Annotated in this window: 21 protein-coding genes and 1 tRNA gene; 9 read left to right on the forward strand and 13 right to left on the reverse strand. The window is 67.1% G+C overall.

Going from position 1 to position 23,668, the window contains the following annotated elements:
* Nucleotides 1-81 precede the first annotated feature (81 nt).
* The 5 genes from DES44_RS08085 to DES44_RS08105 form a co-directional block, all read right to left on the reverse strand.
* Nucleotides 82-633 carry a DoxX family protein gene (locus DES44_RS08085; RefSeq protein ID WP_083525467.1) on the reverse strand — a complete coding sequence of 184 codons (552 nt, stop codon included), beginning with the start codon at nucleotides 631-633 and terminating at the stop codon, nucleotides 82-84.
* The gene (locus DES44_RS08090) at nucleotides 630-1,400 is read right to left on the reverse strand and encodes an HvfC/BufC N-terminal domain-containing protein (RefSeq protein WP_058934508.1); all 771 of its coding nucleotides are present in this window, start codon (nucleotides 1,398-1,400) and stop codon (nucleotides 630-632) included. Before DES44_RS08090 ends, DES44_RS08085 begins: the two co-directional genes overlap by 4 nt.
* The gene (gene bufB / locus DES44_RS08095) at nucleotides 1,390-2,316 is read right to left on the reverse strand and encodes an MNIO family bufferin maturase (protein ID WP_083525468.1); all 927 of its coding nucleotides are present in this window, start codon (nucleotides 2,314-2,316) and stop codon (nucleotides 1,390-1,392) included. The genes DES44_RS08090 and bufB overlap by 11 nt, the downstream gene beginning before the upstream one ends.
* A 113-nt stretch (nucleotides 2,317-2,429) precedes the next feature.
* Complete coding sequence (locus DES44_RS08100) at nucleotides 2,430-2,744, reverse strand: BufA1 family periplasmic bufferin-type metallophore (protein WP_058937305.1); 315 nt, start codon at nucleotides 2,742-2,744, stop codon at nucleotides 2,430-2,432.
* 303 nt (nucleotides 2,745-3,047) lie between these two features.
* A tRNA-Gly gene (locus DES44_RS08105) sits at nucleotides 3,048-3,121 on the reverse strand.
* Between the two features lie 146 nt (nucleotides 3,122-3,267).
* On the opposite strand from DES44_RS08105, the gene DES44_RS08110 reads away from it, so the two are divergent.
* Both DES44_RS08110 and DES44_RS08115 read left to right on the forward strand, forming a co-directional pair.
* On the forward strand, nucleotides 3,268-4,515 hold the full coding sequence (locus DES44_RS08110; RefSeq protein ID WP_058934509.1) for an MFS transporter: 1,248 nt from the start codon (nucleotides 3,268-3,270) through the stop codon (nucleotides 4,513-4,515).
* Between the two features lie 335 nt (nucleotides 4,516-4,850).
* A complete protein-coding gene (locus tag DES44_RS08115; RefSeq protein WP_198164994.1) occupies nucleotides 4,851-5,747 on the forward strand; it encodes an aspartyl/asparaginyl beta-hydroxylase domain-containing protein in 897 nt (298 codons plus the stop codon).
* Nucleotides 5,748-5,846: 99 nt separating this feature from the next.
* Here the strand turns inward: DES44_RS08115 and DES44_RS08120 are convergent, their stop codons facing one another.
* Nucleotides 5,847-6,677 (reverse strand): dioxygenase family protein, encoded by an 831-nt coding sequence (locus DES44_RS08120; RefSeq protein ID WP_310732350.1) that lies wholly within the window; start codon nucleotides 6,675-6,677, stop codon nucleotides 5,847-5,849.
* Nucleotides 6,678-6,796: 119 nt separating this feature from the next.
* On the opposite strand from DES44_RS08120, the gene DES44_RS08125 reads away from it, so the two are divergent.
* On the forward strand, nucleotides 6,797-9,382 hold the full coding sequence (locus DES44_RS08125) for an ABC transporter permease (protein ID WP_083526016.1): 2,586 nt from the start codon (nucleotides 6,797-6,799) through the stop codon (nucleotides 9,380-9,382).
* Between the two features lie 212 nt (nucleotides 9,383-9,594).
* On the opposite strand, the gene DES44_RS08130 is transcribed toward DES44_RS08125, so the two are convergent.
* From DES44_RS08130 to DES44_RS08160, 6 genes are all read right to left on the reverse strand, one after another.
* A complete protein-coding gene (locus tag DES44_RS08130) occupies nucleotides 9,595-10,482 on the reverse strand; it encodes a hypothetical protein (RefSeq protein ID WP_211326928.1) in 888 nt (295 codons plus the stop codon).
* A 295-nt stretch (nucleotides 10,483-10,777) separates the two neighbouring features.
* The gene (locus DES44_RS08135) at nucleotides 10,778-11,323 is read right to left on the reverse strand and encodes a chemotaxis protein CheW (protein ID WP_083525469.1); all 546 of its coding nucleotides are present in this window, start codon (nucleotides 11,321-11,323) and stop codon (nucleotides 10,778-10,780) included.
* A gap of 21 nt (nucleotides 11,324-11,344) precedes the next feature.
* A complete protein-coding gene (locus DES44_RS25940) occupies nucleotides 11,345-13,345 on the reverse strand; it encodes a methyl-accepting chemotaxis protein (protein WP_269465241.1) in 2,001 nt (666 codons plus the stop codon).
* A gap of 34 nt (nucleotides 13,346-13,379) precedes the next feature.
* Nucleotides 13,380-15,527, reverse strand: a complete 2,148-nt coding sequence (locus DES44_RS08150) for a chemotaxis protein CheA (protein ID WP_058934513.1) — start codon at nucleotides 15,525-15,527, stop codon at nucleotides 13,380-13,382.
* Between the two features lie 19 nt (nucleotides 15,528-15,546).
* The gene (locus DES44_RS08155) at nucleotides 15,547-15,909 is read right to left on the reverse strand and encodes a response regulator (RefSeq protein WP_058934514.1); all 363 of its coding nucleotides are present in this window, start codon (nucleotides 15,907-15,909) and stop codon (nucleotides 15,547-15,549) included.
* 102 nt (nucleotides 15,910-16,011) lie between these two features.
* Complete coding sequence (locus tag DES44_RS08160; protein ID WP_058934515.1) at nucleotides 16,012-16,467, reverse strand: hypothetical protein; 456 nt, start codon at nucleotides 16,465-16,467, stop codon at nucleotides 16,012-16,014.
* A 297-nt stretch (nucleotides 16,468-16,764) separates the two neighbouring features.
* On the opposite strand from DES44_RS08160, the gene DES44_RS08165 reads away from it, so the two are divergent.
* The 6 genes from DES44_RS08165 to DES44_RS08190 all read left to right on the forward strand — a co-directional run bounded on the left by DES44_RS08165 (nucleotide 16,765) and on the right by DES44_RS08190 (nucleotide 23,285).
* Nucleotides 16,765-17,943 carry a hybrid sensor histidine kinase/response regulator gene (locus tag DES44_RS08165; protein WP_058934516.1) on the forward strand — a complete coding sequence of 393 codons (1,179 nt, stop codon included), beginning with the start codon at nucleotides 16,765-16,767 and terminating at the stop codon, nucleotides 17,941-17,943.
* The gene (locus DES44_RS08170) at nucleotides 17,940-18,587 is read left to right on the forward strand and encodes a response regulator (protein WP_058934517.1); all 648 of its coding nucleotides are present in this window, start codon (nucleotides 17,940-17,942) and stop codon (nucleotides 18,585-18,587) included. The genes DES44_RS08165 and DES44_RS08170 overlap by 4 nt, the downstream gene beginning before the upstream one ends.
* Nucleotides 18,588-18,796: 209 nt before the next feature.
* A complete protein-coding gene (locus DES44_RS08175; protein ID WP_211326929.1) occupies nucleotides 18,797-20,023 on the forward strand; it encodes an efflux RND transporter periplasmic adaptor subunit in 1,227 nt (408 codons plus the stop codon).
* A 77-nt stretch (nucleotides 20,024-20,100) separates the two neighbouring features.
* Nucleotides 20,101-20,787, forward strand: a complete 687-nt coding sequence (locus tag DES44_RS08180) for an ABC transporter ATP-binding protein (RefSeq protein WP_058934519.1) — start codon at nucleotides 20,101-20,103, stop codon at nucleotides 20,785-20,787.
* Nucleotides 20,788-20,797: 10 nt separating this feature from the next.
* On the forward strand, nucleotides 20,798-21,958 hold the full coding sequence (locus DES44_RS08185) for an ABC transporter permease (protein ID WP_058934520.1): 1,161 nt from the start codon (nucleotides 20,798-20,800) through the stop codon (nucleotides 21,956-21,958).
* Between the two features lie 10 nt (nucleotides 21,959-21,968).
* On the forward strand, nucleotides 21,969-23,285 hold the full coding sequence (locus tag DES44_RS08190; RefSeq protein WP_198164922.1) for an ABC transporter permease: 1,317 nt from the start codon (nucleotides 21,969-21,971) through the stop codon (nucleotides 23,283-23,285).
* On the opposite strand, the gene DES44_RS24605 is transcribed toward DES44_RS08190, so the two are convergent.
* Nucleotides 23,215-23,667, reverse strand: a complete 453-nt coding sequence (locus DES44_RS24605; RefSeq protein ID WP_147307021.1) for a hypothetical protein — start codon at nucleotides 23,665-23,667, stop codon at nucleotides 23,215-23,217. The genes DES44_RS08190 and DES44_RS24605 overlap by 71 nt on opposite strands.
* Between the last annotated feature and the right edge of the window lies 1 nt (nucleotide 23,668).

A 23,668-nucleotide genomic window follows, 5' to 3' on the forward strand; every position in this document is an offset into this window, starting at 1 on the left:
GCTGGCATGGAGGCAACATCGTTCATCCCAAGGGGCCACGCAGCAAAAGGTGCGACCGAGTCCATGGGGGGCTCCCGGGGGTCAAGCCCGCTTCGGCGTGTGTCCCGCTGCCGGGAACCAGCGCCGCTGGATCAGATGATCCGCCGACACCGGCCCAGGCCCGAACGCTGCAATGCCGAACGCCATGGCCAACCACGTCAGGTGCACCGGCCACCCGTCCGGGACGGTGAGCTGGATGATGACGATCATGCCCATCAACGCCCAGGCGGCCAGTCGCGAGCCCAGGCCCGCGATCAGCAGCAGCGGCAGCAGCACCTCGCCGCAGGCCGACAGTAGCGCCATGACGGTCGGGGCCGGGAAGGGATACGGACCGCCGGGCAGGTGAAGCTGGAACTCGTCGGTGAACAAGGTCACCGCCACATCGCTCAGATGCAGGAACCCGTCCCACTTCAGCAGGCCGGACTTGAGAAAGGGAACCGCCACCGCCAGACGCAGCAGCAGTGCTGCCAGTCCGGTGGGGGCGATCCGGTCCAGCAGGCGCGGCAGCGCCGCCAGCACGCCCGAACCGGGCCCGGTCGAGGTGGGGGTGATCGATGCGCGGGGGGGCGAGGCGGGTGAGTTCAGCGAAGTCATGGCTGGGTCTCCATCGGAAGGGCTGCAAACGTGCCTGCGCTGATCAGCGCGGCCAGATGGGCGGACAGGTCGAAGTCGGGAAAGGGGGCGAAGGTGTCGGCGGCGGCGCTGCCCAGGGGCTGCCCCTGCAGCAACAGGTCGAGGAAGTGGGCCGCATCGTCCGGCAGATGGGCCACTTCCACGTCCATGTCGGGCCGTGTCACCAGGGCGTTCTGCGCGTCGCTGCGGATCAGCGGTGTGACCGGACCGGGCTGCCGATTCATCGCGAAGATCGACACCGCCGGGTAGGGCGAGCGCACCATGCGCGTGGCCGGGTGGGCCTGCAGCACCAGATCCGGCAAGGCGGATTCGGGCAGGGCGGCGAGCGCCTGCGCGGTGAGCGCGGGGGCATCTGCGGCGTGATAGGCGTCCAGCCAGGCCCGCTCGATCCGCGCCACATCGGCCAGCCACGGCATCTCCTGGGCGTAGGGATAGGCCTCGATGAAGGCGGGAAAGTCCCGTCCATAGTCGAACAGCATCGGCGAGGTCGGCGGCGTGGCACGGATGTGAAAGCGCGCCATCGCCCGGAAGAAGTCGGTGCCGGTGATGCGTTGCACCGCCGGAAAGGTCGCGGCGAGTGCCTCGATCAGGCTGACGGTGACGTTGTTGCGATAGACGTTGTAGCGCTTGACGAGCGAAGCGCCATTGGCCGTCCTCGCGAGGGCAGGGGTCGTGCGCTCCGGCTGGAGCAGACCCGGCGCAAACTGCGCGGCGTAGTCAGGCGACATGGGCGCTCTCCGATGAGGGCGCTAAGCCTGCATATCCGGCTGCATATCCAGCTGCATGCGCGCGAGGCTGCCGATCGCCGTGCGCGACGGCTTCCATGCGCGACCGTGCCTGTTGCATCTGATCCTTCAAGACCGCCCAGGCCGGGAGGTCGCTGTCCCATTCAATGAGGGTTGGCAGCGGGCCGGTGAGGGACACCAACGTCTCATACAAGGCCCAGACTTCCGGGGCGACGCAGCGGTCGTGGCTGTCGATCAACAGCCGCTGACCCTGCTCATCCTGCTGTTCCGAGTGCCCGGCCAGATGGATCTGACCGACGGCTTGCAGCGGAAGTTCGAGCAGGCAAGCCTGCGCATCGAAGCCATGATTCGTGGCACTGACCACCACGTTGTTCACATCGAGCAGCAGCCCACAGCCGGTGCGGCGAATCACCTCGCGGAGGAATTGCGGCTCGCTCATGTCGGACGTGCTGAACTGCAGATAGGTGGACGGGTTCTCCAGCAGCAAGGGCCGGCCCAATGCGGTCTGCACCTGATCCACATGGGCGCAGACCTGATCGAGGGTCTGGCGGTTGTAGGGCAGCGGCAGCAGGTCATTGAAGTAGGTCCCGCCGTGGGAGGACCAGGCCAGATGCTCGGACACCAGCGCAGGCTCATAGCGCCGCACGACTGCGACGAAACGGGCAAGGTGCGCGGCATCCAGGGGCGCAGGTGCGCCGATGGACATGCCCACGCCGTGCACGGACAGCGGGAATGCGGACCGCAGCGCAGACAGTGCGCGGTGCGGCGGCCCACCGGCCCCCATGTAGTTTTCGGCGTGGACTTCGAAGAAGGTGCCCGGCTGCAGATCGCGGTCGTGGAGCAGGGTGTCGAGGAAGGCTGGCTTGAAACCGGCACCGGCCTGGAGGGAATCTGCCATCGGGATCTCCGGGTCCTGCGGGAGGAGGGCATGAGATCGACGCACTCGTCAGCGGAGGGCCTGCGGACAGGCGGGCCCAGGGACCGACGAGCGCGTGATCAGCGGGGGAGGACTCAGCGCTTGGTGATCGGGGTCAGCGAGCCCTGGCCGCCGCCCGGCACCTTGATGGAGGTGCAGGTGCCGCCTTGGACGAACTTCCAGGCGTTGCCCTGGAAGTCTTCGGTGGAGCTGCCCTGGCAACTGGTGCCGGCGCCGCCAGCGCAGTCGTTCTGGCCCTTGAGGGCGACGCCGTAGCACTTCTCCTTCTTGGCGGCGACGGCGGCTTCGGCCTCGGCCTTGGTCAGCGGACCGGCGTGGGCGACGGTGGACAGCACACCGGCGACAGCGGTGGCAAGCAGGGCGGAAGTGACAGTGACCTTGGTGCTCATGGTGATCTCCAATCGTTGAGAGGGAATGCGTCCCCAGCGGACACGAGGGGTAGTTCGTGCCGTTGCCGGATTGGGTTACACCGGTTGAGAAATTTTTTTTGAAAGCGTGAGAGGGCTGGGGCGCGAGCGCGCGAGGCGCTCAGGCGCGGCAACGCGACAAGGAACGCTGGAGCCGAGCGGTCGGGTAACGAGGGGAGAGCTGCGCCAGGGAGGGGTGCAGGAGGTGCGCGTAGGAGATGCGCTTAGGAGATGCGCTTAGGAGATGCGCTGGAGAAGTGCGCGCTGGAAAGGGCACCAGGCGACTGGAGCGGGTGATGGGAATCGAACCCACGTATCGAGCTTGGGAAGCTAGCGTTCTACCATTGAACTACACCCGCATTGCTGGCCATTGTAGCTGAGGAGAATGCGGTCCCGAACGATCTTCCCTCGCCCGCCTCCCATCGGCTTCGACCCCACACCGACGCAGTTCGGCCCATTCGTGTTGCAATGCTGAACGAATCCTGAATGTCAGCTTGCCTTGCCCATGAACTCTCCGGCCGTCCCGACCTCCGCCACCGCCGCTGCTGCGGACTCCCGAAACCCGCACCTGCTCTGGGCCCTGCTGGCCCTGGCGCTGGGCGGCTTCTCGATCGGCACGACCGAGTTCGCGGCGATGACGCTGGTTCCGTTTTTCTCCCCGGACCTGGGCATCGACGTCCCCACAGCCGGGCGGGTGATCAGTGCCTATGCGCTGGGGGTGGTGGTCGGCGCCCCGGTGCTGGCCACGCTCGGCGCACGGCTGCCGCGTCGCACACTGCTCATCCTGCTGATGATGGCCTTCGCCGTTGGCAACGGCCTGAGCGCGGTCGCGCCCGGCTACCACTCGATGCTGCTGTTCCGCTTCCTGAGTGGGTTGCCGCATGGCGCCTATTTCGGCGTTGGCGCGCTGGTGGCGGCGTCGCTGGTCGCGCCCGAGCGCAGGGCCCAGGCCGTCAGCATGATGATGCTGGGCCTGACCGTGGCCACCATCATCGGCGTGCCCCTGGCCAACGCCTTGGGCCAGTGGGTGGGCTGGCGCTGGGGCTTTGGCATCGTGGCGCTGCTGTCCCTCGCCACGGCGGCCCTGGTGGCCGCCCATGTGCCCCGGGACAAGGTCCAGCCCGGCGCCAGCGCCATGCGGGAACTGGGCGCCCTGGCCAAGCGGCAGGTCTGGCTCACCCTGGGCATCGGCGCCATCGGCTTTGGTGGCATGTTTGCCGTCTACACCTACCTGGCGTCCACCCTGCTGGAGGTGACCGGCGCCAGCCCGTCGCTGCTGCCGGTGGTCTTCAGCGTCTTTGGCCTGGGCATGACGGTCGGCACGCTGGCCTGCGCCTGGGCGGCCGACCGCGCGCTCATGCCCACCGTGGGCGGCATCCTGCTCTGGAGCGCGGTGTCGCTGGCGCTGTTCCCGTTCGCTGCCGGACATCTCTGGACACTGCTGCCGGTGGTGTTCATGATCGGCTGTGGCGGCGGCCTGGGCGCCGTTCTGCAGACCCGCTTGATGGACGTGGCCGGCGAGGCGCAGACACTGGCAGCCGCGCTCAACCATTCGGCCTTCAACGCCGCCAATGCGCTGGGGCCGTGGCTGGGGGGCATGGCGATTGCGGCCGGATACGGCTGGACGTCCACCGGCTGGGTCGGCCTGGCGCTGGCCCTGGGCGGGCTGCTGGTGTGGCTGCTGTCCCTGGCGGATGATCGCCGCACCTCTCGCGCTCGCGGGGCGGCAGGCGCCGCACCGGCCCGGGGCTGACACCCGTCGCGGAATGCCCGTGCGCCATGCTGGGTCCGTAACGCCGGGGAACGACATCCGCGGAGCGAAAGCACTGGACTTTGATCAAACGACGAGGCGCACGATGCGCGTCCCGTGGCCGCGCCCCCACGCGACATCCAGCAGGACCAGCGATAATCCCAGCCTTGCTGAGCGGTCCCGCCCCGCAACCGGACGGCTCCCCGCGGGGGGCGGATCCGCATGCAAAAGGGCGCTTGCGCCGCTGGCCCGTGCCGCTGGGCGCCGGACCCTGAGCCACCAATTCAAAGCTAGAGAGAAATTCCATGCCTGTCCACATGGCTGAATGGCTGCCGCCCTTGCGCTATTGGGTGCTGGCGATCTTCATCGCCTCCGCGCTGTATGCCCATTTCCGCGGCCGTGTGCGCTTCAAGCTGGCCCGCGCCCTGACCGACTTCACGGTGCTGCTGGCGCCCATCAATGCGGCCATGTACCTGTTTTCGCGGCCGCCCGCGACGCCCTATCTCAAGACCGACGACTTCAAGGAACTGGACCTGCTGCGCGACAACTGGCAGCTGATCCGCGATGAAGCCCTGCGGCTGAACGACGAGGGCTATATCAAGGCTGCGTCCGGCTACAACGACATCGGCTTCAACTCCTTCTTCCGCACCGGCTGGAAGCGGTTCTACCTGAAGTGGTATGACCGCGACATGGAGTCCGCCCAGGCGCTGTGCCCCAAGACGGTGGAACTGCTCAAGCGCATTCCCACCATCAAGGCCGCCATGTTTGCGTCGCTGCCGCCGGGCGCGCGCCTGGTGCGTCACCGCGACCCGTACGCCGGCTCGCTGCGCTACCACCTGGGCCTGACCACGCCCAACCACCCGGACTGCTTCATCGAGGTCGATGGTGAGCGTTACCACTGGCGGGACGGCGAAGCGGTGATGTTCGACGAGACCTTCATCCACTACGCCGAGAACAGCACCCAGCATCAGCGCGTGATTTTGTTCTGCGACGTGGAGCGTCCGCTGCACTTCGCGCCGATGCGCTGGCTCAACCGCTGGTTCGGCAAGGTGGTGATGACCGCCGCGGCCACACAGAACCTGGAGTCCGAACCGATCGGCGGACTCAACAAGTTCTTCTTCCACGCCTACAAGGTGCGGATCTTCTTCAAGGCCTTCAAGCAGCGCACGCGGCTGGGCTACTACATCGTCAAGTGGGCGCTGATCCTGGGCATCCTCGCCGCGATCTTCATTTGATGCTGGAGAGGCGGAGCGTCATGCGTTGACGCTCCATGCGCTGCGCAGGCTCATGCCACGCGCGGATTCATGCGCTGCGCAGCGTCGTGGATTCGGGCCTCACTTCACCGCATCCGCCAGCGCGGCGGCCTGCGGCCCGAAGGCATAAGCATCCATCCCCAGGCAGCCGAAGGTCACCGCCTCGAAGATCCTCCGAGGCGCGACGTCCCGACCGCCAGCGCCGGCCGCCACGAACCACGGCAACAGATGTTCGTCGGTGGGATGCATCATCACTGCATTCGGGGCCTGGACGCGGTAATCCATCAGCGCCTCCCAGTCCCTGTCCCCACTCCGATCCGCGAACCAGGACCGAAAAGCGCCGGATTCCGGCATTTCCGGATCGTCTTCAGAGGGTGTGCCGCCCCAGGGACGCTGCGCCATCAACAGCCGGAGATTGTGGGTGATGCTGCCCGTGGCCAGCACCAGCACGCCATCTTGCGACAGCGCCTGCAGACGGTCGCCCAGCTGAAACAGTTCAGCGGGGGTGGCCATCGGCGTCAGGGCCAGCGGCAGCACCGGGACGTCCGCGTCCGGATACAGGTAGCGCAGGGCGGTCCAGATGCCGTGGTCCAGGCCGCCGCGGTCCAGCACCGGCGCTTGCAGCTGTTGGGCCACGGTGGCCGCCAGCTCGGGCGCCCCCGGCGCGTCATAACGCAGTTCATAGAGCGGCTGCGGAAAGCCCCCGAAATCGTAAATCGCCTCATGACGGGCCCCTCCCAGCAGCACCGGTGTGCGCGCCGTGGTGTGGGCGGAGATCGCCAGGATCGCCCGGGGCCGGCCCCAGTCTCGGTCCAGGGTCTGGCCCAGACGGCACAGGAATGCCCCCGTCGCACCGGGTTCCAGCGCGATCATCGGGGAGCCGTGCGACACAAAGAGGGCAGGGAAGTGCATGTTCATGCCCTCATTGCAGCGCGCGCCCAGGCGTCGAGGATCAAAACCCCTTGCATGCTCTGTTCAATCCGCTTGCACGTCCGAGCACGGGCAGGCGCGTCATTCGCTACAGTGCGGCCATGAGCGCGCAATCTCCGTCCCAGTCCGTTCCGCCCACCGGTGCCTGGCCGGCCACCGGTTCAGCCTCCTCCACTCGACGTCCTCCCTCGCTGTGGCGCCAGACCGCCCTGCAGACCTGGCGCGATGCCCGGGCCGGGGAGCTGTACCTGCTGGTGCTGGCCCTGATCCTGGCGGTGGCGGCGGTGTGCGCCGTGGCTTTCCTGTCCGACCGCCTGGACCGTGGCCTGCGCCGGGATGCGGCCCAGTTGCTGGGCGGCGACGTGGTCCTGGCCAGCGACCAGCCCACGCCCGCCGGCGTACGGGAACTGGCCAAGCGCCTGGGCATGCAGACGGTGGAGACGCTGAGCTTCCCCAGCATGGCCCGCGCGCCGGACACGCTGGGCGGCGGCAGCCGGCTGGTGTCGGTCAAGGCGGTCAGCCCCAGTTATCCGCTGCGCGGCGCGCTCACCCTGTCGGACGGCCGCAAGGCGGGCGCACCGGCACCCGGCAGCGTGTGGGTCGATCCAGGGGTGCTCACCGCACTGAACGTGAAGGTGGGGGACACGGTGCTGCTGGGCGACGCTTCCCTGCGCATCGCCGGCCAGATCGGCAATGAGCCGGACCGCGGCGCCGGCTTCATGAACCTGATGCCGCGGGTCATGGTGGCGCAGGCGGACCTGCCAGCCACGGGCCTGATCCAGCCCGCCAGCCGCGTGACCTACCGCTACGGCGTGGTGGGCAACGAAGCGGCGGTGCGCACTTTCACCGCGGACACGCAGCAGGCTGTGCGCAGCAACAACTGGCGCGGCATCCGGCTCGAATCGCTGGAGTCGGGCCGTCCGGAGATGCGCCAGACGCTGGACCGCGCCACCAAGTTCCTCAACCTGGTCGCCTTGCTGGCGGCGCTGCTGGCGGCCATCGCGGTGGCTTTGGCCGCGCGTGAATTCGCCAACCGCCATCTGAACGACTGCGCCATGCTGCGGGTGCTGGGCCAGCCGCAGCGGCGTCTGTCCTGGGTGTTCACCCTGGAGTTCGCCCTGGTGGGCGGGGTGGGCAGTGCGGTCGGCATCCTGCTGGGCTTCCTGCTGCATTACGTCTTCATCGGTCTGCTGGCCGGCCTGATTGCGGTGGACCTGCCCGCCGCCGGCGTCTGGCCGGTGTTGCTGGGCCTGGGCATGGGCATGAGCCTGCTGCTGGGCTTCGGCTTGCCGCCGGTGCTGCAACTGGCCTCGGTGCCCCCGCTGCGGGTCATTCGCCGTGATGTGGGGCGGCCCAAGGCCACCTCCGTGCTGGTGCTGGGCGCTGGCGTGCTGGGCTTCGTGGCGGTGCTCACCGCCTTGTCGGCCGACTGGCGCCTGGGCTTGATCGCCACCGGGGGCTTCGTGGTGGCGCTGGCGCTGTTTGCCTTGCTGGCCTGGCTGGCGGTGCTGGCGCTGCGCCGGCTGGTGCCGCAGGCGGGGGCGCCGCGCTGGCTGCTGCTGGCCACCCGTCAGGTGGCGGCGCGTCCGGCCTTTGCGGTGCTGCAGGTGGGCGCCTTGTCGCTGGGCCTGCTGGCACTGGCACTGCTGGTGCTGCTGCGCACCGACCTGATCGACAGCTGGCGAGCCGCCACACCGGCCAACGCGCCGGACCGCTTCATCATCAACATCCAGCCGGATCAAGGGGCGGCCTTTCGGTCGGAACTGGACAAGGCGGGCGTCAAGGACTACGACTGGTACCCGATGATCCGCGGCCGGCTGGTCAGCATCAACGGCCAGCCGGTGCGGGCCGGCCAGTTCCAGGAGGAGCGGGCGCAGCGTCTGGTGGAGCGGGAATTCAACCTGAGCCACAGCGCGGAACTGCCCAGCCACAACCAGCTGTCGCAGGGGCGCTGGACGCCGGATGAGAAGGGCGGCGTGAGCGTGGAGCAGGGCCTGGCCGATCAACTGGGCCTCAAGCTCGGCGACCGCCTGGCCTTCGACATTGCCGGCACGACGGTGGAGTCCCGCATCTCCAGCCTGCGCAAGGTGGACTGGGGCTCGATGCGGGTCAACTTCTTCGTGCTGTTCCCGCAGGCCGACATGCCGGACCTGCCGATGAGCTACATCTCTGCGTTCCATGCGCCCGCCGGTCAGGCCCAGGCGCTGGATCGCACCCTGGTGCGCGCCTTCCCCAACCTGACGCTGGTGGACGTGTCGGCAGAGCTCAAGCAGATCCAGTCGGTGCTGGAGCAGGTGAGCATGGCGGTGCAACTGCTGTTTGCTGTGGCGCTGGCGCTGGGTGTGGTGGTGCTGCTGGTGGCGGCCGTGGGGTCGCGTGAGGCGCGTACCCGCGAATTTGCGCTGATGCGCGCCATGGGGGCTTCCAGTGCGCTGATGGCGGCCGTGCAGCGGGCCGAGCTGCTGGGGCTGGGGGCGCTGGCTGGGCTGCTGGCGGGGCTGGCGGCCCAGGCCATGGGCTGGGCGCTGACCCGGTATGCCTTCGACTTCGAATGGCAGTTCAAACCCTGGGTGCTGCTGGGCACGACGGTGGGTGGGGCGCTGCTGGCTCAACTGGCGGGCTGGTGGGCCCTGCGCGGGGTGCTGCAGCGACCGGTGGTGCAGACGCTGCGCGACGCGCAGGACTGAGACCGTTTTGCGCAGCAGCCGGATGCTGGGTGGTTCCTGGACGGCTGTGATACGGATGTGAGGTGGCCGCGATCCCGTCGGCTGCCAAGCAGCGTCGATGTGGCCGGCACACAGAGGCGACACAACCCCAACAGCGGCCATCGCGGCCAAGGGGCGTTCCAACACCTTGCAAGCGTGGATCGCCATCCGCAGTCCGGCGGACACAGCCGCCATCAGCTTTTGGGTTTGGTCACCCGCTTCTGCAGCGCCTGCCGCAGCGGCAGAATTTTTCCCTCGGCCGCTTTCGGCTGTAGTTCCGCGGCGAGTTCGGGCTGCTCACGGCCGCCTTTGGCATCGACCACAAACACCAGGGCCTGACCCCTCCCAACGCTCCCGACGCCGGTGCCGCCTCCGAGCAGCACCACGAACCACGACTCCGCGCCTTGCTGGAACCCCGACGTGGCCGCCACCCGTTCACAGGGATGGGTCACCTGCAGCAACGGTGCCGGCCGGTCCGGCGTCCCTGCCGAAAACTGGCACGACCCGCCGGGCTTCTGCGACACCGCCAAGTAAGCGCTTGGAGTGGTCACTGTATGTTCCGGCAACGGGCGCGCACCCTGGTCCGCATCTGTCTGCAGCGCCCATCGCGCGCGCAGCCAGGCCGCGACCTGGGTGAGGGGCTTGCTGCTGTCCGGCGCGGACGTCGTTGCGAGGTCGTCTCGCAGTTGCGGCACCCCGCCGCGCTCCAGCAAGAGCAGGTCGTTCAGGCTGCGGTCCTCGCGCGTGTCCTGCTGCTGGATCCGAAGCAGCAGGAAGCGCTCGCTGCCTTGTTGCAGCACCATCGCGGCCGGTACCCCCACGCACTGCGGGAAGGAGCTGCCCTCGTCCGGCTCCAAGAGCGGGAGCACCTGCCGGTTAGATGCGACCAGCAGCCCGCAGGAAGGCGCCGAGGCGCCGGGCGCGAAATAGAAACGCACCGGCGGCGCATCGGCCGGCCAGGTGCTGGCCGGTGGGCCTGCGAAGCCGCTCTCGAACTTGAGCGATGCCGCCGGGCGGATGTCGGCGTGGTCTTCGGTATGGGCGTTGGAAGGCGCGCCTGAAGAGAGAGCGGTCTGGGGCACGGGAGCGACAGCGGTGCGGGCGCCCGTCCGGGCATCGGTCTGTGCAGTACCCGCTTGTGCCAAAGGGCTCAGCGCCGTCAGGACTGCCAGGGCTGTCAGCGACATTAGTGCCGTTAGTGCCTTTGGTGCCTTTGGTGCCAATAGGAGGGAAGCGGCAGCAAGTCGTTGCATGGTGCAGGGGAGGCTGGGCGGCTAGGATGATCGCCGTCCGCCGACAGATAAAACGCCCCGCAAGCCGCAAGGCTCCGGGGCGCTGGCAGGGCAGGACGCGAGTCCCGCCCGGGCACTCAGACACTCAGGCGGTGATGGAATCCATCAGGCCCATGTCGGCGCTGCTCATCAGGCCTTCGATGTCGATCAGGATCAGCATGCGCTCGCTGACCGCGCCGATGCCCATGATGAAGCTGGTGTTTACCGCGCTGGCGCTGAGTTCCGGCGCTGGACGGATGGCCTCGCGGCTCAGTTCCAGCACGTCGGACACCGAGTCCACCACCGCACCCACCACGCGGTTCTTCACGTTCAGCACGATGACCACGGTGAAGCTGTTGTATTCAGCGGTGGCGCATCCCAGCTTCAGGCGCAGGTCCACGATGGGGACGATCACGCCGCGCAGGTTGACCACGCCCTTGATGAAGTCGGGGGCGTTGGCGATGCGGGTCGGCTGCTCGTAGGAGCGGATTTCCTGCACCTTCAGGATGTCGATGCCGTACTCTTCCTGGCCGAGCCGGAAGGTCAGGTACTCACCGTTGGACGGTGCGACGTTGCCCGAGCCGGACTGGAGAGCCAGCGCGCCGGAGCCTGCTTGCACGACTTGCGTGCCGGTTTGTTGGACGATTTCCATGAGTTGACCTCGTGCGGCTGATTAAAAGGTTTCCCAGTCGCCGTCATCGGCGGCGGTGGTGACCGGCTGGGCCGGTGCGGGAGTGAACGGTGCTGCGGCTGCCTTGGGGGCGGTCGCCTTGGGTTTGGGAGCGGCGCTGGCCTTGGCAGCGACCTTGACGGGCGTCTTGGCCGTCGCGGTGGACGTGGCCTTTGCAGGGGCCTTCACCGCAGGCTTGGCAGCCGACGTGACCGCAGGCTTGGCAGCGGTCGGGCGACTGGCGGGCGCGGAGACCTTGGCCGTCGACGTCGATGCGGACACCGGGGTCGGCGAGGCCGGCTTGTGCGATGCGTGGCTTGACGAGTGGCTCGGTGCGTGGCTCGATGAGGCGGACGGCTTGAAGCTGGGCTCCACCGGCGCCTTGGCCACCGGCTTGCTCACCGGGCTGAAGAGCGACGAGCTCGACGTGGCCGCATTCGCATTGACGCGGAAGCGGTCCACCACCGAACCCAGGCGTTCAGCCTGGTCCTTGAGGCTTTCCGCTGCTGCGGCGCTTTGCTCGACCAGCGCGGCGTTCTGCTGGGTCATCTGGTCCAGCTGGCTCACGCCCTGGTTGACCTGGCTGATGCCGTCGCTCTGCTCGCTGGAGGCTGCGGTGATCTCGCCGATGATGTCGGTGACGCGCTGCACGCTGGAGACGATGTCGCTCATCGTGGTGCCGGCTTCCTGCACCAGGCGGGCACCGGTTTCCACGCGCTCGACGCTGGCGCCGATCAGCGTCTTGATCTCACGCGCTGCTTCCGCGCTGCGCTGTGCCAGCGAGCGGACTTCACCCGCGACCACCGCAAAGCCGCGGCCCTGTTCACCGGCCCGTGCGGCTTCCACCGCCGCATTCAGGGCCAGGATGTTGGTCTGGAAGGCGATGCCATCGATGGTGCCGATGATGTCGCTGATGCGCTTGGAGCTGGTGTTGATCTCGTCCATCGTCGAGACCACCTGGCTCACCACCTCGCCGCCCTTGGCCGCTGCGCCGGAGGCGGAGGAGGCCAACTGGTTGGCAGTGCGGGCCGAATCGGCGGTCTGCTTGACGGTACCGGTCAGTTGCACCAGCGAGGAAGCGGCTTCCTGCAGGTTGGACGCGGTCTGTTCGGTCCGGCTGGACAGGTCCTGGTTGCCGGTGGCGATCTCCACCGAGGCGGTGCGGATGGAATCCGCCGCCGTGCGCAGCTGACCCACCATGGTCTGCAGGGCCTCCTGCATGCGGTGCAGCGACTGCATCAGCTTGGACGCTTCGTCCTTGCCTTCCACGCGGGTCATGACGCGGGAGAGGTCGCCCTCGGCGATGGCGCCCGCCAGGGCTTCGGCTTCCACCAGGGGACCGCAGATGCTGTGCATGTTCAGCAGCGTCAGCGGCACCACCACGACGGCGGCAAACACCAGCACCAGCACGAAGGTCCACAACACCTTGGACTGCGTGCTTTCCATGCCGGCCCGCATGGTGAGCGACTCGGCTTCCAGCCGCTTGGAATATTCGGCGATCTGGCCTTCCGCTTCCTTCACCTGGTCCTTGGCCGGCTGCAGCAGGCGGTCGGCCACGGCCGCGTGGTCGTAGGCACCGGCTTCGAGCTGGTTCACGACGTTGGACGCCTTGCTGGCGTAGGTGTCCAGGGCGGTCTTGACCTTGTCCAGCAGCGCCTTGTCCTCATCGTCGCTGAGCTTGGCCAGATCGGCCACGAAGCCCGCAGCCTGGCTGCGGGCGGCATCCCACTTGGCATGCCGCTCCTTCACCACGTCGGGCTTCTCGTAGTTGATGATCATGTCCTTTTCATGGACACGCACCAGCCCCATCGCGCCGACCAGATTGCTGACCAGGCGCCCGCGCTCCGAGGATTTATCCAGAAACTCCTGCGTCTGTCCGCGCATGGATTGCATGCCGAACAGACCGACGCTTCCGACCACCAGCAGCAGCACCAGCACGATGGCGATGGCGCCGATCATGCGGGTCCTGATGCTGAACTGCCGAAGCAGTGCACTGAAATTCATAGCTCTACCTCAACGTAGATAGCGGCGTGTCGTTTCAATGACGCGACCGGCGAACGAGGCTGCCCACATCCAGGATCAGGGCCACACGCCCGTCGCCCATGATGGTGGCGCCGGAGACATCTGGCACCTTGCGGTAATTGGCCTCGAGGTTCTTCACCACCACCTGCTGCTGTCCGAGCAACTCGTCCACCAGCATGGCCACGCGTCCGCCTTCGGCTTCCACGACCACCATGATGGAGCTGACATGCTCGAAATCGAAGCGCGGCACATTGAAGACCTGTTCCAGCTCCACCACCGGCATGAACTCGTCACGCACTTCGACCACGCGGCCGGAGCCGCCGACGGTCTTGATGGTGTCGGACTGGACCTGGAAGGACTCCACCACCGACGACAGCGGCAGGATGTAGACCTCTTCGCCCACGCCCACGCTCATGCCGTCCATGATGGCCAGCGTCAGCGGCAGCCGCACCGAGACCTTCATGCCGTAGCCTTCGGCAGAGTCGATCTCCACCGTACCGCCCAGCGAGGTGATGTTCTTCTTCACCACGTCCATGCCCACGCCGCGTCCGGACACGTCGGTGACCTGGTCGGCGGTGGAGAAGCCCGGCGCGAAGATCAGGCCCCAGACTTCCTGGTCGCTCATCGAGTCCGGCGCATCGATGCCCTTTTCACGGGCCTTGCGGATCAGCTTCTCGCGGTTCAGGCCGCGGCCGTCGTCGCGCACTTCGATGACGATGGAGCCGCCCTGGTGCGAGGCCACCAGCGTGATCGTGCCCTGTTCCGGCTTGCCCTTGGCCACGCGCTCGGCCGGGGTCTCGATGCCGTGGTCGCAGCTGTTGCGCACCAGGTGGGTCAGCGGGTCGGTGATCTTCTCGACCAGGCCCTTGTCCAGTTCGGTGGCTTCACCCTGGGTGACCAGCTCGACCTTCTTGCCCAGCTTGGCGGCCAGGTCGCGCAGCATGCGCGGGAAGCGGTTGAACACGACCGACATGGGAATCATGCGGATCGACATCACCGATTCCTGCAGGTCCCGGGTGTTGCGTTCCAGGTCGGCCAGGCCCGAGGCCAGCTGCTGATAAAGCGCTGGGTCGAGATTGCGGCTGTTCTGGGCCAGCATGGCCTGGGTGATGACGAGCTCGCCCACCAGGTTGATCAGCTGGTCCACCTTTTCCACCGAGACGCGCAGGGTGGACTGGTCCATGTTGGCACCGGCGGCACGGGCAGGCGCCTCGGCCTTGGCCGGCACGGCCGGCTTGACCGGCACCGGCACGGCGGACTTGGGCGCCTCGGCGGCGGCCTTCTGCTCCGAGTTGGTCGCAGCCGGCAGGCCGGGCGAATCCTCGAAGAAGCCGTAGCCGGGGTCTTCGTCCTTCTTGGCTTCTTCCTTGGGGGCGCCCGGAGCGCCTTCATGGAACCCAAAGCCCGGGCCGATCGGCAGGATCTTGACCTGCTCGCGGGAGACGTGGAAGGTGAACAGGTCCAGCAGGTCGTTGTCGCTGCTGCTGGTGAGCACCTTGAAGCGGCGCATGCCGTCGGCGGAGATGCCACCGTCCAGCGGCTCGATGGTGCCCAGGTCGGTGATTTCCTTGAACAGGTCGACCAGGTTGTCGGCCTGCGCCGGATTGCTCAGCGGGCCGACCAGCAGCTCCAGCTGTCGCACCGAGGAGGTCAGCGGAGACGGCGAAGCCGCCGCGGCGGCGGCGGGGGCTGGCGCGGGCGCAGCCACGGGCGCCGGGGCAGGGCGGTTGCCATCCAGCGTGCCGCCTTCCACCAGGGTGCGGATGTCCACCAGCAGCGCGCTGGTGTCCACGGCGTCGGCGCCGGAGCCTTGGTGGCGGGCCAGTTGCGCGCGCAGCGCGTCGCCAGACTGCAGCAGCACGTCCACCATCGGCGAGGTCGGGGCCAGTTCGTGACGCCGCAGCTTGTCCAGCAGCGTCTCCATCTGGTGGGTCAGCTCGGCCACGTCGTTGAAACCGAACGTCGCCGCGCCACCCTTGATCGAGTGGGCGCAGCGGAAAATCGCATTCATCTGCTCATCGTCCGGATTCTCGATATCCAGGTTGAGCAGCAGCTGCTCCATGTTGTCGAGGTTCTCCCCGGCTTCTTCAAAGAAGACCTGGTAGAACTGACTCAGGTCGATGCCGGCGCCAAGGTTGGCGCCTTCGGAGGTCATATCTCCCATCTGTGTCTCCCGCGCGGGTTCAGCGGATCACCTTGCCGATCACTTCGATCAGCTTGGCCGGGTCAAAAGGCTTGACCAGCCAGCCGGTGGCACCGGCGGCGCGGCCGGCCTGCTTCATCTGGTCGCTGGACTCGGTGGTCAGGATCAGGATGGGGGTGGTTTTGAACTTCGGGTTGTCCCGCAGCTTCTTGGTCAGGCTGATGCCGTCCATCCGGGGCATGTTCTGGTCGGTCAGCACCAGATCAAAGTCGCGCTGGGTGGATTTCTCCCAGGCATCCTGCCCGTCCACCGCCTCCACGACATTGAAACCCGCATTCTTGAGGGTGAACGAGACCATCTGGCGCATGGAGGCCGAATCGTCTACGGCGAGGATCGAGGGCATTTTTGGTTCTCCGGATGACAAGCGGTTTTCGGTTGCAGCTTGAGATTCTTTAGGCTACAGCAGCGGTTGTATTTCTTGAGGACTCGTGGTTGCTGACGAATGTCAGAACAGCTCAATCGAGCCAGCATCCATTTCGTCCTGGGTGACCGGATTCGGTCTCAGAGGGGCAGTTTCCACTACAGCAGCCCCATCTTCGTCGTCCCCGAAGGCATCTCGGGCGAGTTGATCGGAACAATTGCGCAAACGCTGGCTGGTATGGTTGATCAGCTGCGTGGACATGTCGTGAAACTGCAGCGCCGTGACCGCGCCGGCCAGGTGCAGCATCACCTGCTGGAGCGCGTCCCGGTCCTGCTCGCTGCTGGCGCGTGTCAGCAACTGGTCGATCAGGCCCGACGCCCCGAAAAAGTGGCTGGACAGGGTCTCTCCCGTGTCGTCCAGCAGCCGCTGCAGGCGCTCGAGGTCATTGTTGACCGTCATGAGATGGTCCTGCAGCTCGGCGGCGGCCAGCAACGGCATCAGGCCACTGTCCTGCTCGACCGCTGTCTCATCGATTTGCATCTTGGCTCCACATGCGATGTCCACACTTCGTGCTCACACCGACCCAACTCGGTGTGCGGCGAGACTCTTCTTGGCTACAGGAATCTTCGGCTTTTAGCAGGCATCTGTCGACGGAAGTAATTGGCCAAAGTGGGTCCAATATCTTGCTTCGTCCAACTTTGCACACCACGAGAACTGCGGGGGCCGTGAAGTTCCTCTCCAGGGTAAGCCCAGAACTCTAAGGTTTCCAGATGTGAATGACGGCGAGTTGGATGCGCGCATCCCGGGGAGTCGCGACAAACTTGGCATACTCGCGGCATGCCTGCCTTGCCTCAGGGCGAACGTCGCCTGCGTTTGCTGCACATCGAAGACTCCGACCTGGACCATCAACTCATCCTGGCCCAGTTGCAACGGGCCGGCCTGTCCTTCGAGATCAGCCGGCTGGACAGCCTGCCGGCCGTGGAAGCGGCCCTGTCCCAGAGCTGGGACGCCATCATTTCCGACTACAACCTGCCCGGGTTTTCGGGGCTGGTGGTGCTGGACCTCATCAAACAGCGCCAGCTGATCATGCCCTTCATCCTGGTTTCGGGGGAAATCGGGGAAGACACGGCCGTGGCGGCCATGCGAAATGGGGCGTCGGACTACCTGCTCAAGAACAACCTGGCCCGTCTGGCGCCGGCGCTGCTGCATGCGATTGAATCCTGCGAAGCCCAGCGCGCCCGGCATGAATCGGACCGGGAGCTGATCAAATCCAAGCAGCAATTGCACGAGCTGGCGGGCCATCTGCAGACCAGCGTGGAAATGGAACGTGCTGCCATTGCCCGGGAAATCCATGACGATGTGGGCGGCTCGTTGACCGCCATCAAATTCGACCTGGCCTGGATTGCTCGACATACCAATGATGCCGCGGTCCAGCAGCGGGTGCAATCGGCCCTGGAAACCGTGAGCAGCGCGATTGAATCCAGCCAGCGGATCATGCACAACCTGCGTCCGGCCATCCTGGAACAGGGTTTGCTGGCCGCCGTTCAATGGCTGGCCGCCCGATTTGAGCGGCGCACGGGCATTCCCACCGCGGTGCGCAGCGGGGAAGACCGCACGCCCTTGCCCGCCGGGGTTCCGCTGGTGGCCTACCGGACGGCCCAGGAGGCGCTGACCAATGTGTCCAAGCATGCCAATGCCACCCGGGTGGACGTGGAGCTCAGCATGGACGGCGGGGTCCTGACCCTGGAGGTCAAGGACAACGGCCAGGGACTGGCCCCCGGCGACCTGAGCAAGGCGCGCAGCTTCGGCATCCGCGGGCTGCGCGAACGGGCGGCGACGGTGGGGGGCTGGGTGGATATGAGTTCCGGCGTGCATGGCACCAGTCTGATTCTGACGGTGCCGCTGCGGGGCGTGATCCATCCCTTTGAGGATGATTTTGCGGATGAGGACGGGCACGGCGCTTCCGGCGCCGGCTCCCAGTCGGAGCACGACCCGTCCGCATGGGGCCAACTATGATCAAAGTGATTCTGTGCGACGACCATGCCCTGATCCGCCGGGGCATCCGCGACACCCTGGCCGATGCGCCGGACATCGAGGTGGTGGGCGAGGCGGGCGACTACGGCGAGCTGCGCAGCCTCATGCGCGCACTGCCGGTGGACAAGCAGTGCGACGTGCTGGTGCTGGACATCAACATGCCGGGCCGCAGCGGCCTGGATGTGCTGCATGTGCTCAAGGATGAAGGCACGGCGACGCGGGTGCTGATCGTGTCCATGTATCCGGAGGACCAGTACGCCATCCGCGCCCTGCGCGCCGGGGCCTACGGCTACGTCAACAAGGGCGGTGACCCGCAACTGCTGGTGCAGGCGGTGCGCACGGTGGCCCAGGGACGCAAGTACGTCACGCCCGAGATTGCGCAGATGCTGGTCGAAAGCCTGACCGCACCGGCGCCGGAACAAGCCCACCAGAAATTGTCCGATCGCGAATTGCAGACCCTGGTGATGATTGCATCGGGCAAGCGGCTGTCGGATATTGCAGAAGAGCTGATGCTCAGCCCCAAGACCGTCAGCGTGTACCGCGCACGGGTGCTGGAAAAGCTGGGCCTGTCCAACAATTCGGAACTGACGGTGTACGCCATACGGAATGGGCTGGTGGAAAGCTGAGCGGTCCGCGGGCCCACGGGTCCTCATGGATCATGGAGTGATGTCCTTGAAGTAGTGTTCGTGGATCAGCCTGGCTGGTCACCCCCCGCAGGCGTCGTTTCGCGACGCCTGGCCTCCGTTCGTCGCATGCCGTAGCCGGATCGACCCGGGCCTTCGCAGAATGCCCGGCAAACACGCCAACGCACGAGGGGGTTGTCATCGATACCGCATTGTTGAAAGAGCTGCGCATCGACGGAGGGCAGCGAGAGGACGTCCGCACCGGCCTGCCGGCCTGGGCCTGGATCAGCGCCGTGGTGCTGCTGGTGCTGGGGCTGGGGGCGGCCGGGGCGTGGTGGTGGTGGCGCAGTGCCCAGGTTCCGGAGGTCCAGACCGGCACGGTGCAGGCCCGCACCTTTGCTACCGGCAACGCCGTCCTGCAGGCCACCGGCTATGTGACCGCCCGCCGGTCCGCCACCGTCTCCACCCAGATCACCGGTACGCTGACCGAGGTCCTGTTTGAAGAAGGCGACCGGGTCACCAAGGGTCAGGTGCTGGCGCGGCTGGAGGACCATGCCCTGCGCGCCGCCCTCGATGCCGCGCGGGCGTCGGTCAAGAGCGCGCAGGCCAATGTGGGCGCGGTGCAGGCCCAGTGGCTGCAAGCCCAGTCCGACCTGCGCCGGCAGGAGGAACTGGCCGCCAGTGGCATGACCACCCGCCAGGCCGCCGAGCAGGCCCGCACCGCCGTCAACAGCTATGCCGCCCAGTTGGAAGCTCGCCGCCGAGAAGTGGAAACCGCCGCGGCCCAGGCCGCCCAGACCCAGGTGAACTTCGACTACACGGTGGTGCGTGCGCCGTTCTCCGGCGTCATCACCGCCAAGGCGGCGCAGGTCGGCGAAATCGTCTCGCCGCTGTCGGCGGGTGGGGGCTTCACCCGGACCGGCGTCGGCACCATCGTGGACATGGAGTCGCTGGAAGTCGATGTCGATGTGAACGAGGCCTACATCGGCCAGGTCAAGGCGGACATGCCGGCCGAAGCGGTGCTGGATGCCTACCCGGACTGGCGCATTCCGTCCCATGTGATTGCGGTGGTGCCGGCGGCGGACCGCGGCAAGGCCACGGTCAAGGTGCGGGTGGCCCTGGAGCAGAAGGACCAGCGGCTGGTGCCGGACATGGGCGTGCGGGTGTCCTTCCTCGCCGCCCGGACGGACACCGCCTCCGCGCCGCCGCCTGGGGTGCTGGTGCCCCGTGTGGCGGTGGTCAGCCGGGGGGAGGCCTCGGTGGCCTTTGTGCTGAACGGCCAGCGGGTGGAGCAGCGTCGGCTGCGCGCCGGCACGCCGGTCGGGGAGCAGGCGGTGGTGCTGGAGGGCCTGAAGGCCGGAGAGACCGTCGTGCTGAGCCCGCCCGACACCCTCAAGAGCGGCGATGAAGTGCGCGTGACGCCAGCGGCGGCGCGTTGACCCCCGGCACCGCCGGACGTCCTTTCAAAGCAGTCGATTCATCGGGTCACCCATCCGACCCCAGGCGAGGAGTTACCGTGAGCAAACTGATCGAGATCCAGAACCTGTCCAAGGTCTATGTGCGAGGCAAGCAGCAGGTCGAGGTGCTTCACCGCATCGACCTGGAGGTCCAACAGGGCGACTTCCTGGCGCTGATGGGCCCGTCGGGCTCCGGCAAGACCACCCTGCTCAACCTGATCGGGGGCCTGGACCGGCCGACCTCCGGCAGCATCACCATCGGCGGGGAGCGCATCGACCAGCTCAGCTCGGCGGCGCTGTCGCGCTGGCGGGCGGCCAAGGTGGGCTTCGTGTTCCAGTTCTACAACCTCATGCCGATGCTGTCGGCGCAGCGCAATGTGGAATTGCCGCTGCTGCTGACCAAGCTGTCGGCGGCGGAGCGGCGCAAGCGGGCCTCGATCGCGCTGGCGCTGGTGGGCCTGTCGGACCGTGCCAGCCACAAGCCGACCGAGCTGTCCGGCGGCCAGCAGCAGCGGGTGTCGATCGCGCGGGCCATCGTCTCGGACCCGACGCTGCTGGTCTGCGACGAACCCACCGGTGACCTGGACCGTCAATCCGCCGAAGACGTGCTGAGCCTGCTGCAGGCGCTGAACCGGGATCATGGCAAGACCATCGTCATGGTCACCCACGACCCGCGCGCCGCCGAGCGGGCCGGGCAGGTGCTGCATCTGGACAAGGGCAGCCTGGTCGAGCAGGTCAGCGCCTGAGGAGCCAGCCATGAAATACCTTCATCTGGTCTGGGCGGCGCTGTTCCGGCGCAAGCTCCGGACCATTCTCACCCTGGTGTCCATCATCACCGCCTTCCTGCTGTTCGGGCTGCTGGATGCCGTGCGGATCTCGTTCAACCAGGCGGGGCAGAGCGCCAACGGAGCGTCCCGGCTTCAGACGGGGGCCCGGCTGTCTTTCATCCAGACCTTGCCCAAGGCGCTGGAGGCCCGCATCGGTCAGGTCGATGGCGTTCAGAAGGTGACGTACGCCAACTGGTTTGGCGGCGCCTACCAGGACCCTCGCAATGCGGTGTTCAGCTTCGCGGTGGCGCCCAACTATGTGGACATGTACCCCGAGATGCGGGTGACCGACGAGGCGCGCAAGGCCTTCGCCAGCACCCGCACCGGCGCCTTGGTCGGGGAGCGGCTGGCCCAGCGATTCAACTGGAAGGTGGGGGACCGCATTCCGCTGCAGTCCACCATCTTCCCGGACCGCAATGGCAACAAGAACTGGGAATTCGAGGTCGTCGGCCTGATCCAGGCCACCGACAAGAAGACCGGGGGCTGGTACGACTCGATCTTCCTGCTGAACTGGAAGTACTTCGACGACACGACGCCGCTGAACCAGGGCACGGTGGGCTGGTACGTGACCAAGGTGACGGACGTGAACCGCGCGGACCAGGTGGCCAAGGCCATCGACGCCCTGTCGGCCAATTCCGACCATGAAACCCGCACGCAGACCGAGCAGGCCGCGATGTCGTCCTGGGTGAAGCAACTGGCGGACATTGGGCTGATCGTCAGTTCCATCATGGGGGCGGTGTTCTTCACCCTGCTGCTGCTGGCGGGCAACACCATGATGCAGGCGGTGCGGGAGCGCACCAACGAGATCGCGGTGCTCAAGACCATTGGTTTTTCAAGCCGCAGCGTCATGGCCATGGTGCTGGCCGAGTCGATGTTGCTGCTGCTGATCGGCGGGGTCATCGGACTGGGGCTGGCCAGCGTGGTGGGGCCGGCGGTGAGCGCCGGCAGTGGAGGGGCGCTGCGGCTGCCGGCCGCAGGTCTGGGAAGCTGGGCGACGGGCGTCGGCCTGGCGCTGGCCTTCGGTGCCATCGTCGGGGCCTTGCCGGCCTGGAATGCGATGCGGCTGAAGATCGTGGATGCGCTGCGCTGAGGAGCGGATGATGACGTTTCTGAAACGATTCGGACTGGTGATCTTCCTGATCCTGGCGGTGGTGGGCTGGGTCTTTCTGCCCTGGACCGGCGCGCTGGGTCTTGCCGTGCTGATCACCTTGTGGTTGCTGCTGAGCCGCCGCGGTGGACAGGCCCGTTCGGTGGCAGGCGTCGGCATCAGCACGCTGCCGCAGCGGCTGGGCTCCTCCGCCGTCATCGTGGTGGGCATTGCCGGGGTGGTGGGGGTGCTGGTGGCCTTGCTGGCGATGGCGGAAGGGTATGCCGAGACGCTCACCCGGTCAGGCAGCCTGGACACGGCCATCGTGCTGCGCGGCGCATCGGCGGCGGAGGTCTCCTCGCAGCTCAGCCGCAATGACATCACGCTGATCAGCCAGGCACCGGGCGTGGCCCGCACGGACAAGGGCGAGCCGCTGGTCTCGGCCGAGACGGTGGTGGCGGCCAACCTGCCGGTCAAGGGCGGGGGCAAGGACGAGGAGGGCAGCGTGCAGTTCCGCGGTGTGGGCGATGAAGCCTTCCTGGTGCGACCCCAGGTGAAGGTGATCGAGGGCCGACGGTTCCAGCCGGGGCTGCGGGAACTGATGGTGGGCAAGGGCGCCGCACGTCAGTTTGACGGCCTGGTGGTGGGCAAGGACATCCGCCTGGGCAACCAGGTGTGGACGGTGGTGGGCATCTTTGCCTCCGGCGATGCGATGGAATCGGAGCTGTGGGCGGATGCCACCGTGCTGGCCGATGCATTCAGGCGGGGCAGCAGCCGCAATTCGGTGACGGTGCGGCTGACCGGGCCGGAGGCCATGGCGGCTTTCAAGGAGAGCCTGACCAGCAATCCTCAGCTCAAGGTGGATGCGAGCACCACGCTGGACTTTTTCGCCAAGCAGTCGGAGGCCACCAGCAAGACGCTGCGCATCATCGGGACGGTGGTGGGCGCCATCATGGCGGTGGGCGCGGTGTTCGGGGCGCTCAACACGATGTTTGCCGCGGTGGCGACCCGTGCGCGGGAGATCGCCACCTTACGCGCCATCGGCTTCCCGGGCTTGCCGGTGGTGGTGGCGGTGATGCTGGAGACGATGCTGCTGGCGGCGCTGGGCGGGCTGATCGGCGGGGTGGTGGCCTACCTGCTGTTCAATGGGCACGCGGCCTCGACGATGGCGGCGGGGTCGGTCGGCAAGCTGAGCTTTGAGCTGAAGGTGTCGGGCCAATTGCTGTGGGAAGGGCTGAAGTGGGCGCTGGCCATTGGCTTCATCGGCGGCCTCTTCCCGGCGGTCCGGGCCGCGAGCGTGCCGGTGACGACGGCGCTGCGCGAGCTTTGACGTTTCGCCGGCGGACGTGCAGCCGGATTCTTCGCAGTGTGGCTGGCACGCGCAGCGCTTCGAGGAGCTGCGCGGCAGTGCGCACGCCCTGGCAAGCCTCGCGTTGCCGGAAGCGCAGGGTGGTGTTGTAGTCCGCCGTGTTGCGCAGCCGGCGCAGTCCTTCCAGGTCTTCGGCAAGGTCTTCCAGGCCCACAGCCTTGAGCTCCTGACAGGCACGCCCATGGACGTCAGCCGTGCTGTCCTGGATGTCCAGAAGCTCCCGTGTGACCAGGAAGGTTGCGTAGTAGGCGCGGGACATGGCGCTTCGATGACTGGCCTCGTCGGGCTCTCGGGAGAGTCTCTCGGCCAGTTTGGCGAAGGCGCTGGGTAGGAAGCGTGCCATG

Source organism: Roseateles depolymerans, assembly GCF_003387155.1.
GTDB classification, from domain to species: domain Bacteria; phylum Pseudomonadota; class Gammaproteobacteria; order Burkholderiales; family Burkholderiaceae_C; genus Roseateles; species Roseateles depolymerans.

Excerpts from the sequence above, each read along its gene's own strand:
- DES44_RS08085 (WP_083525467.1), bottom strand. The coding sequence starts at position 633 with ATGACTTCGCTGAACTCACCCGCCTCGCCCCCCCGCGCATCGATCACC.
- DES44_RS08090 (WP_058934508.1), bottom strand. The coding sequence starts at position 1,400 with ATGTCGCCTGACTACGCCGCGCAGTTTGCGCCGGGTCTGCTCCAGCCG.
- bufB (WP_083525468.1), bottom strand. The coding sequence starts at position 2,316 with ATGGCAGATTCCCTCCAGGCCGGTGCCGGTTTCAAGCCAGCCTTCCTC.
- DES44_RS08100 (WP_058937305.1), bottom strand. The coding sequence starts at position 2,744 with ATGAGCACCAAGGTCACTGTCACTTCCGCCCTGCTTGCCACCGCTGTC.
- DES44_RS08110 (WP_058934509.1), top strand. The coding sequence starts at position 3,268 with ATGAACTCTCCGGCCGTCCCGACCTCCGCCACCGCCGCTGCTGCGGAC.
- DES44_RS08120 (WP_310732350.1), bottom strand. The coding sequence starts at position 6,677 with ATGCACTTCCCTGCCCTCTTTGTGTCGCACGGCTCCCCGATGATCGCG.
- DES44_RS08125 (WP_083526016.1), top strand. The coding sequence starts at position 6,797 with ATGAGCGCGCAATCTCCGTCCCAGTCCGTTCCGCCCACCGGTGCCTGG.
- DES44_RS08135 (WP_083525469.1), bottom strand. The coding sequence starts at position 11,323 with ATGGAAATCGTCCAACAAACCGGCACGCAAGTCGTGCAAGCAGGCTCC.
- DES44_RS25940 (WP_269465241.1), bottom strand. The coding sequence starts at position 13,345 with ATGAATTTCAGTGCACTGCTTCGGCAGTTCAGCATCAGGACCCGCATG.
- DES44_RS08150 (WP_058934513.1), bottom strand. The coding sequence starts at position 15,527 with ATGGGAGATATGACCTCCGAAGGCGCCAACCTTGGCGCCGGCATCGAC.
- DES44_RS08155 (WP_058934514.1), bottom strand. The coding sequence starts at position 15,909 with ATGCCCTCGATCCTCGCCGTAGACGATTCGGCCTCCATGCGCCAGATG.
- DES44_RS08160 (WP_058934515.1), bottom strand. The coding sequence starts at position 16,467 with ATGCAAATCGATGAGACAGCGGTCGAGCAGGACAGTGGCCTGATGCCG.
- DES44_RS08165 (WP_058934516.1), top strand. The coding sequence starts at position 16,765 with ATGCCTGCCTTGCCTCAGGGCGAACGTCGCCTGCGTTTGCTGCACATC.
- DES44_RS08170 (WP_058934517.1), top strand. The coding sequence starts at position 17,940 with ATGATCAAAGTGATTCTGTGCGACGACCATGCCCTGATCCGCCGGGGC.
- DES44_RS08185 (WP_058934520.1), top strand. The coding sequence starts at position 20,798 with ATGAAATACCTTCATCTGGTCTGGGCGGCGCTGTTCCGGCGCAAGCTC.
- DES44_RS08190 (WP_198164922.1), top strand. The coding sequence starts at position 21,969 with ATGACGTTTCTGAAACGATTCGGACTGGTGATCTTCCTGATCCTGGCG.
- DES44_RS24605 (WP_147307021.1), bottom strand. The coding sequence starts at position 23,667 with ATGGCACGCTTCCTACCCAGCGCCTTCGCCAAACTGGCCGAGAGACTC.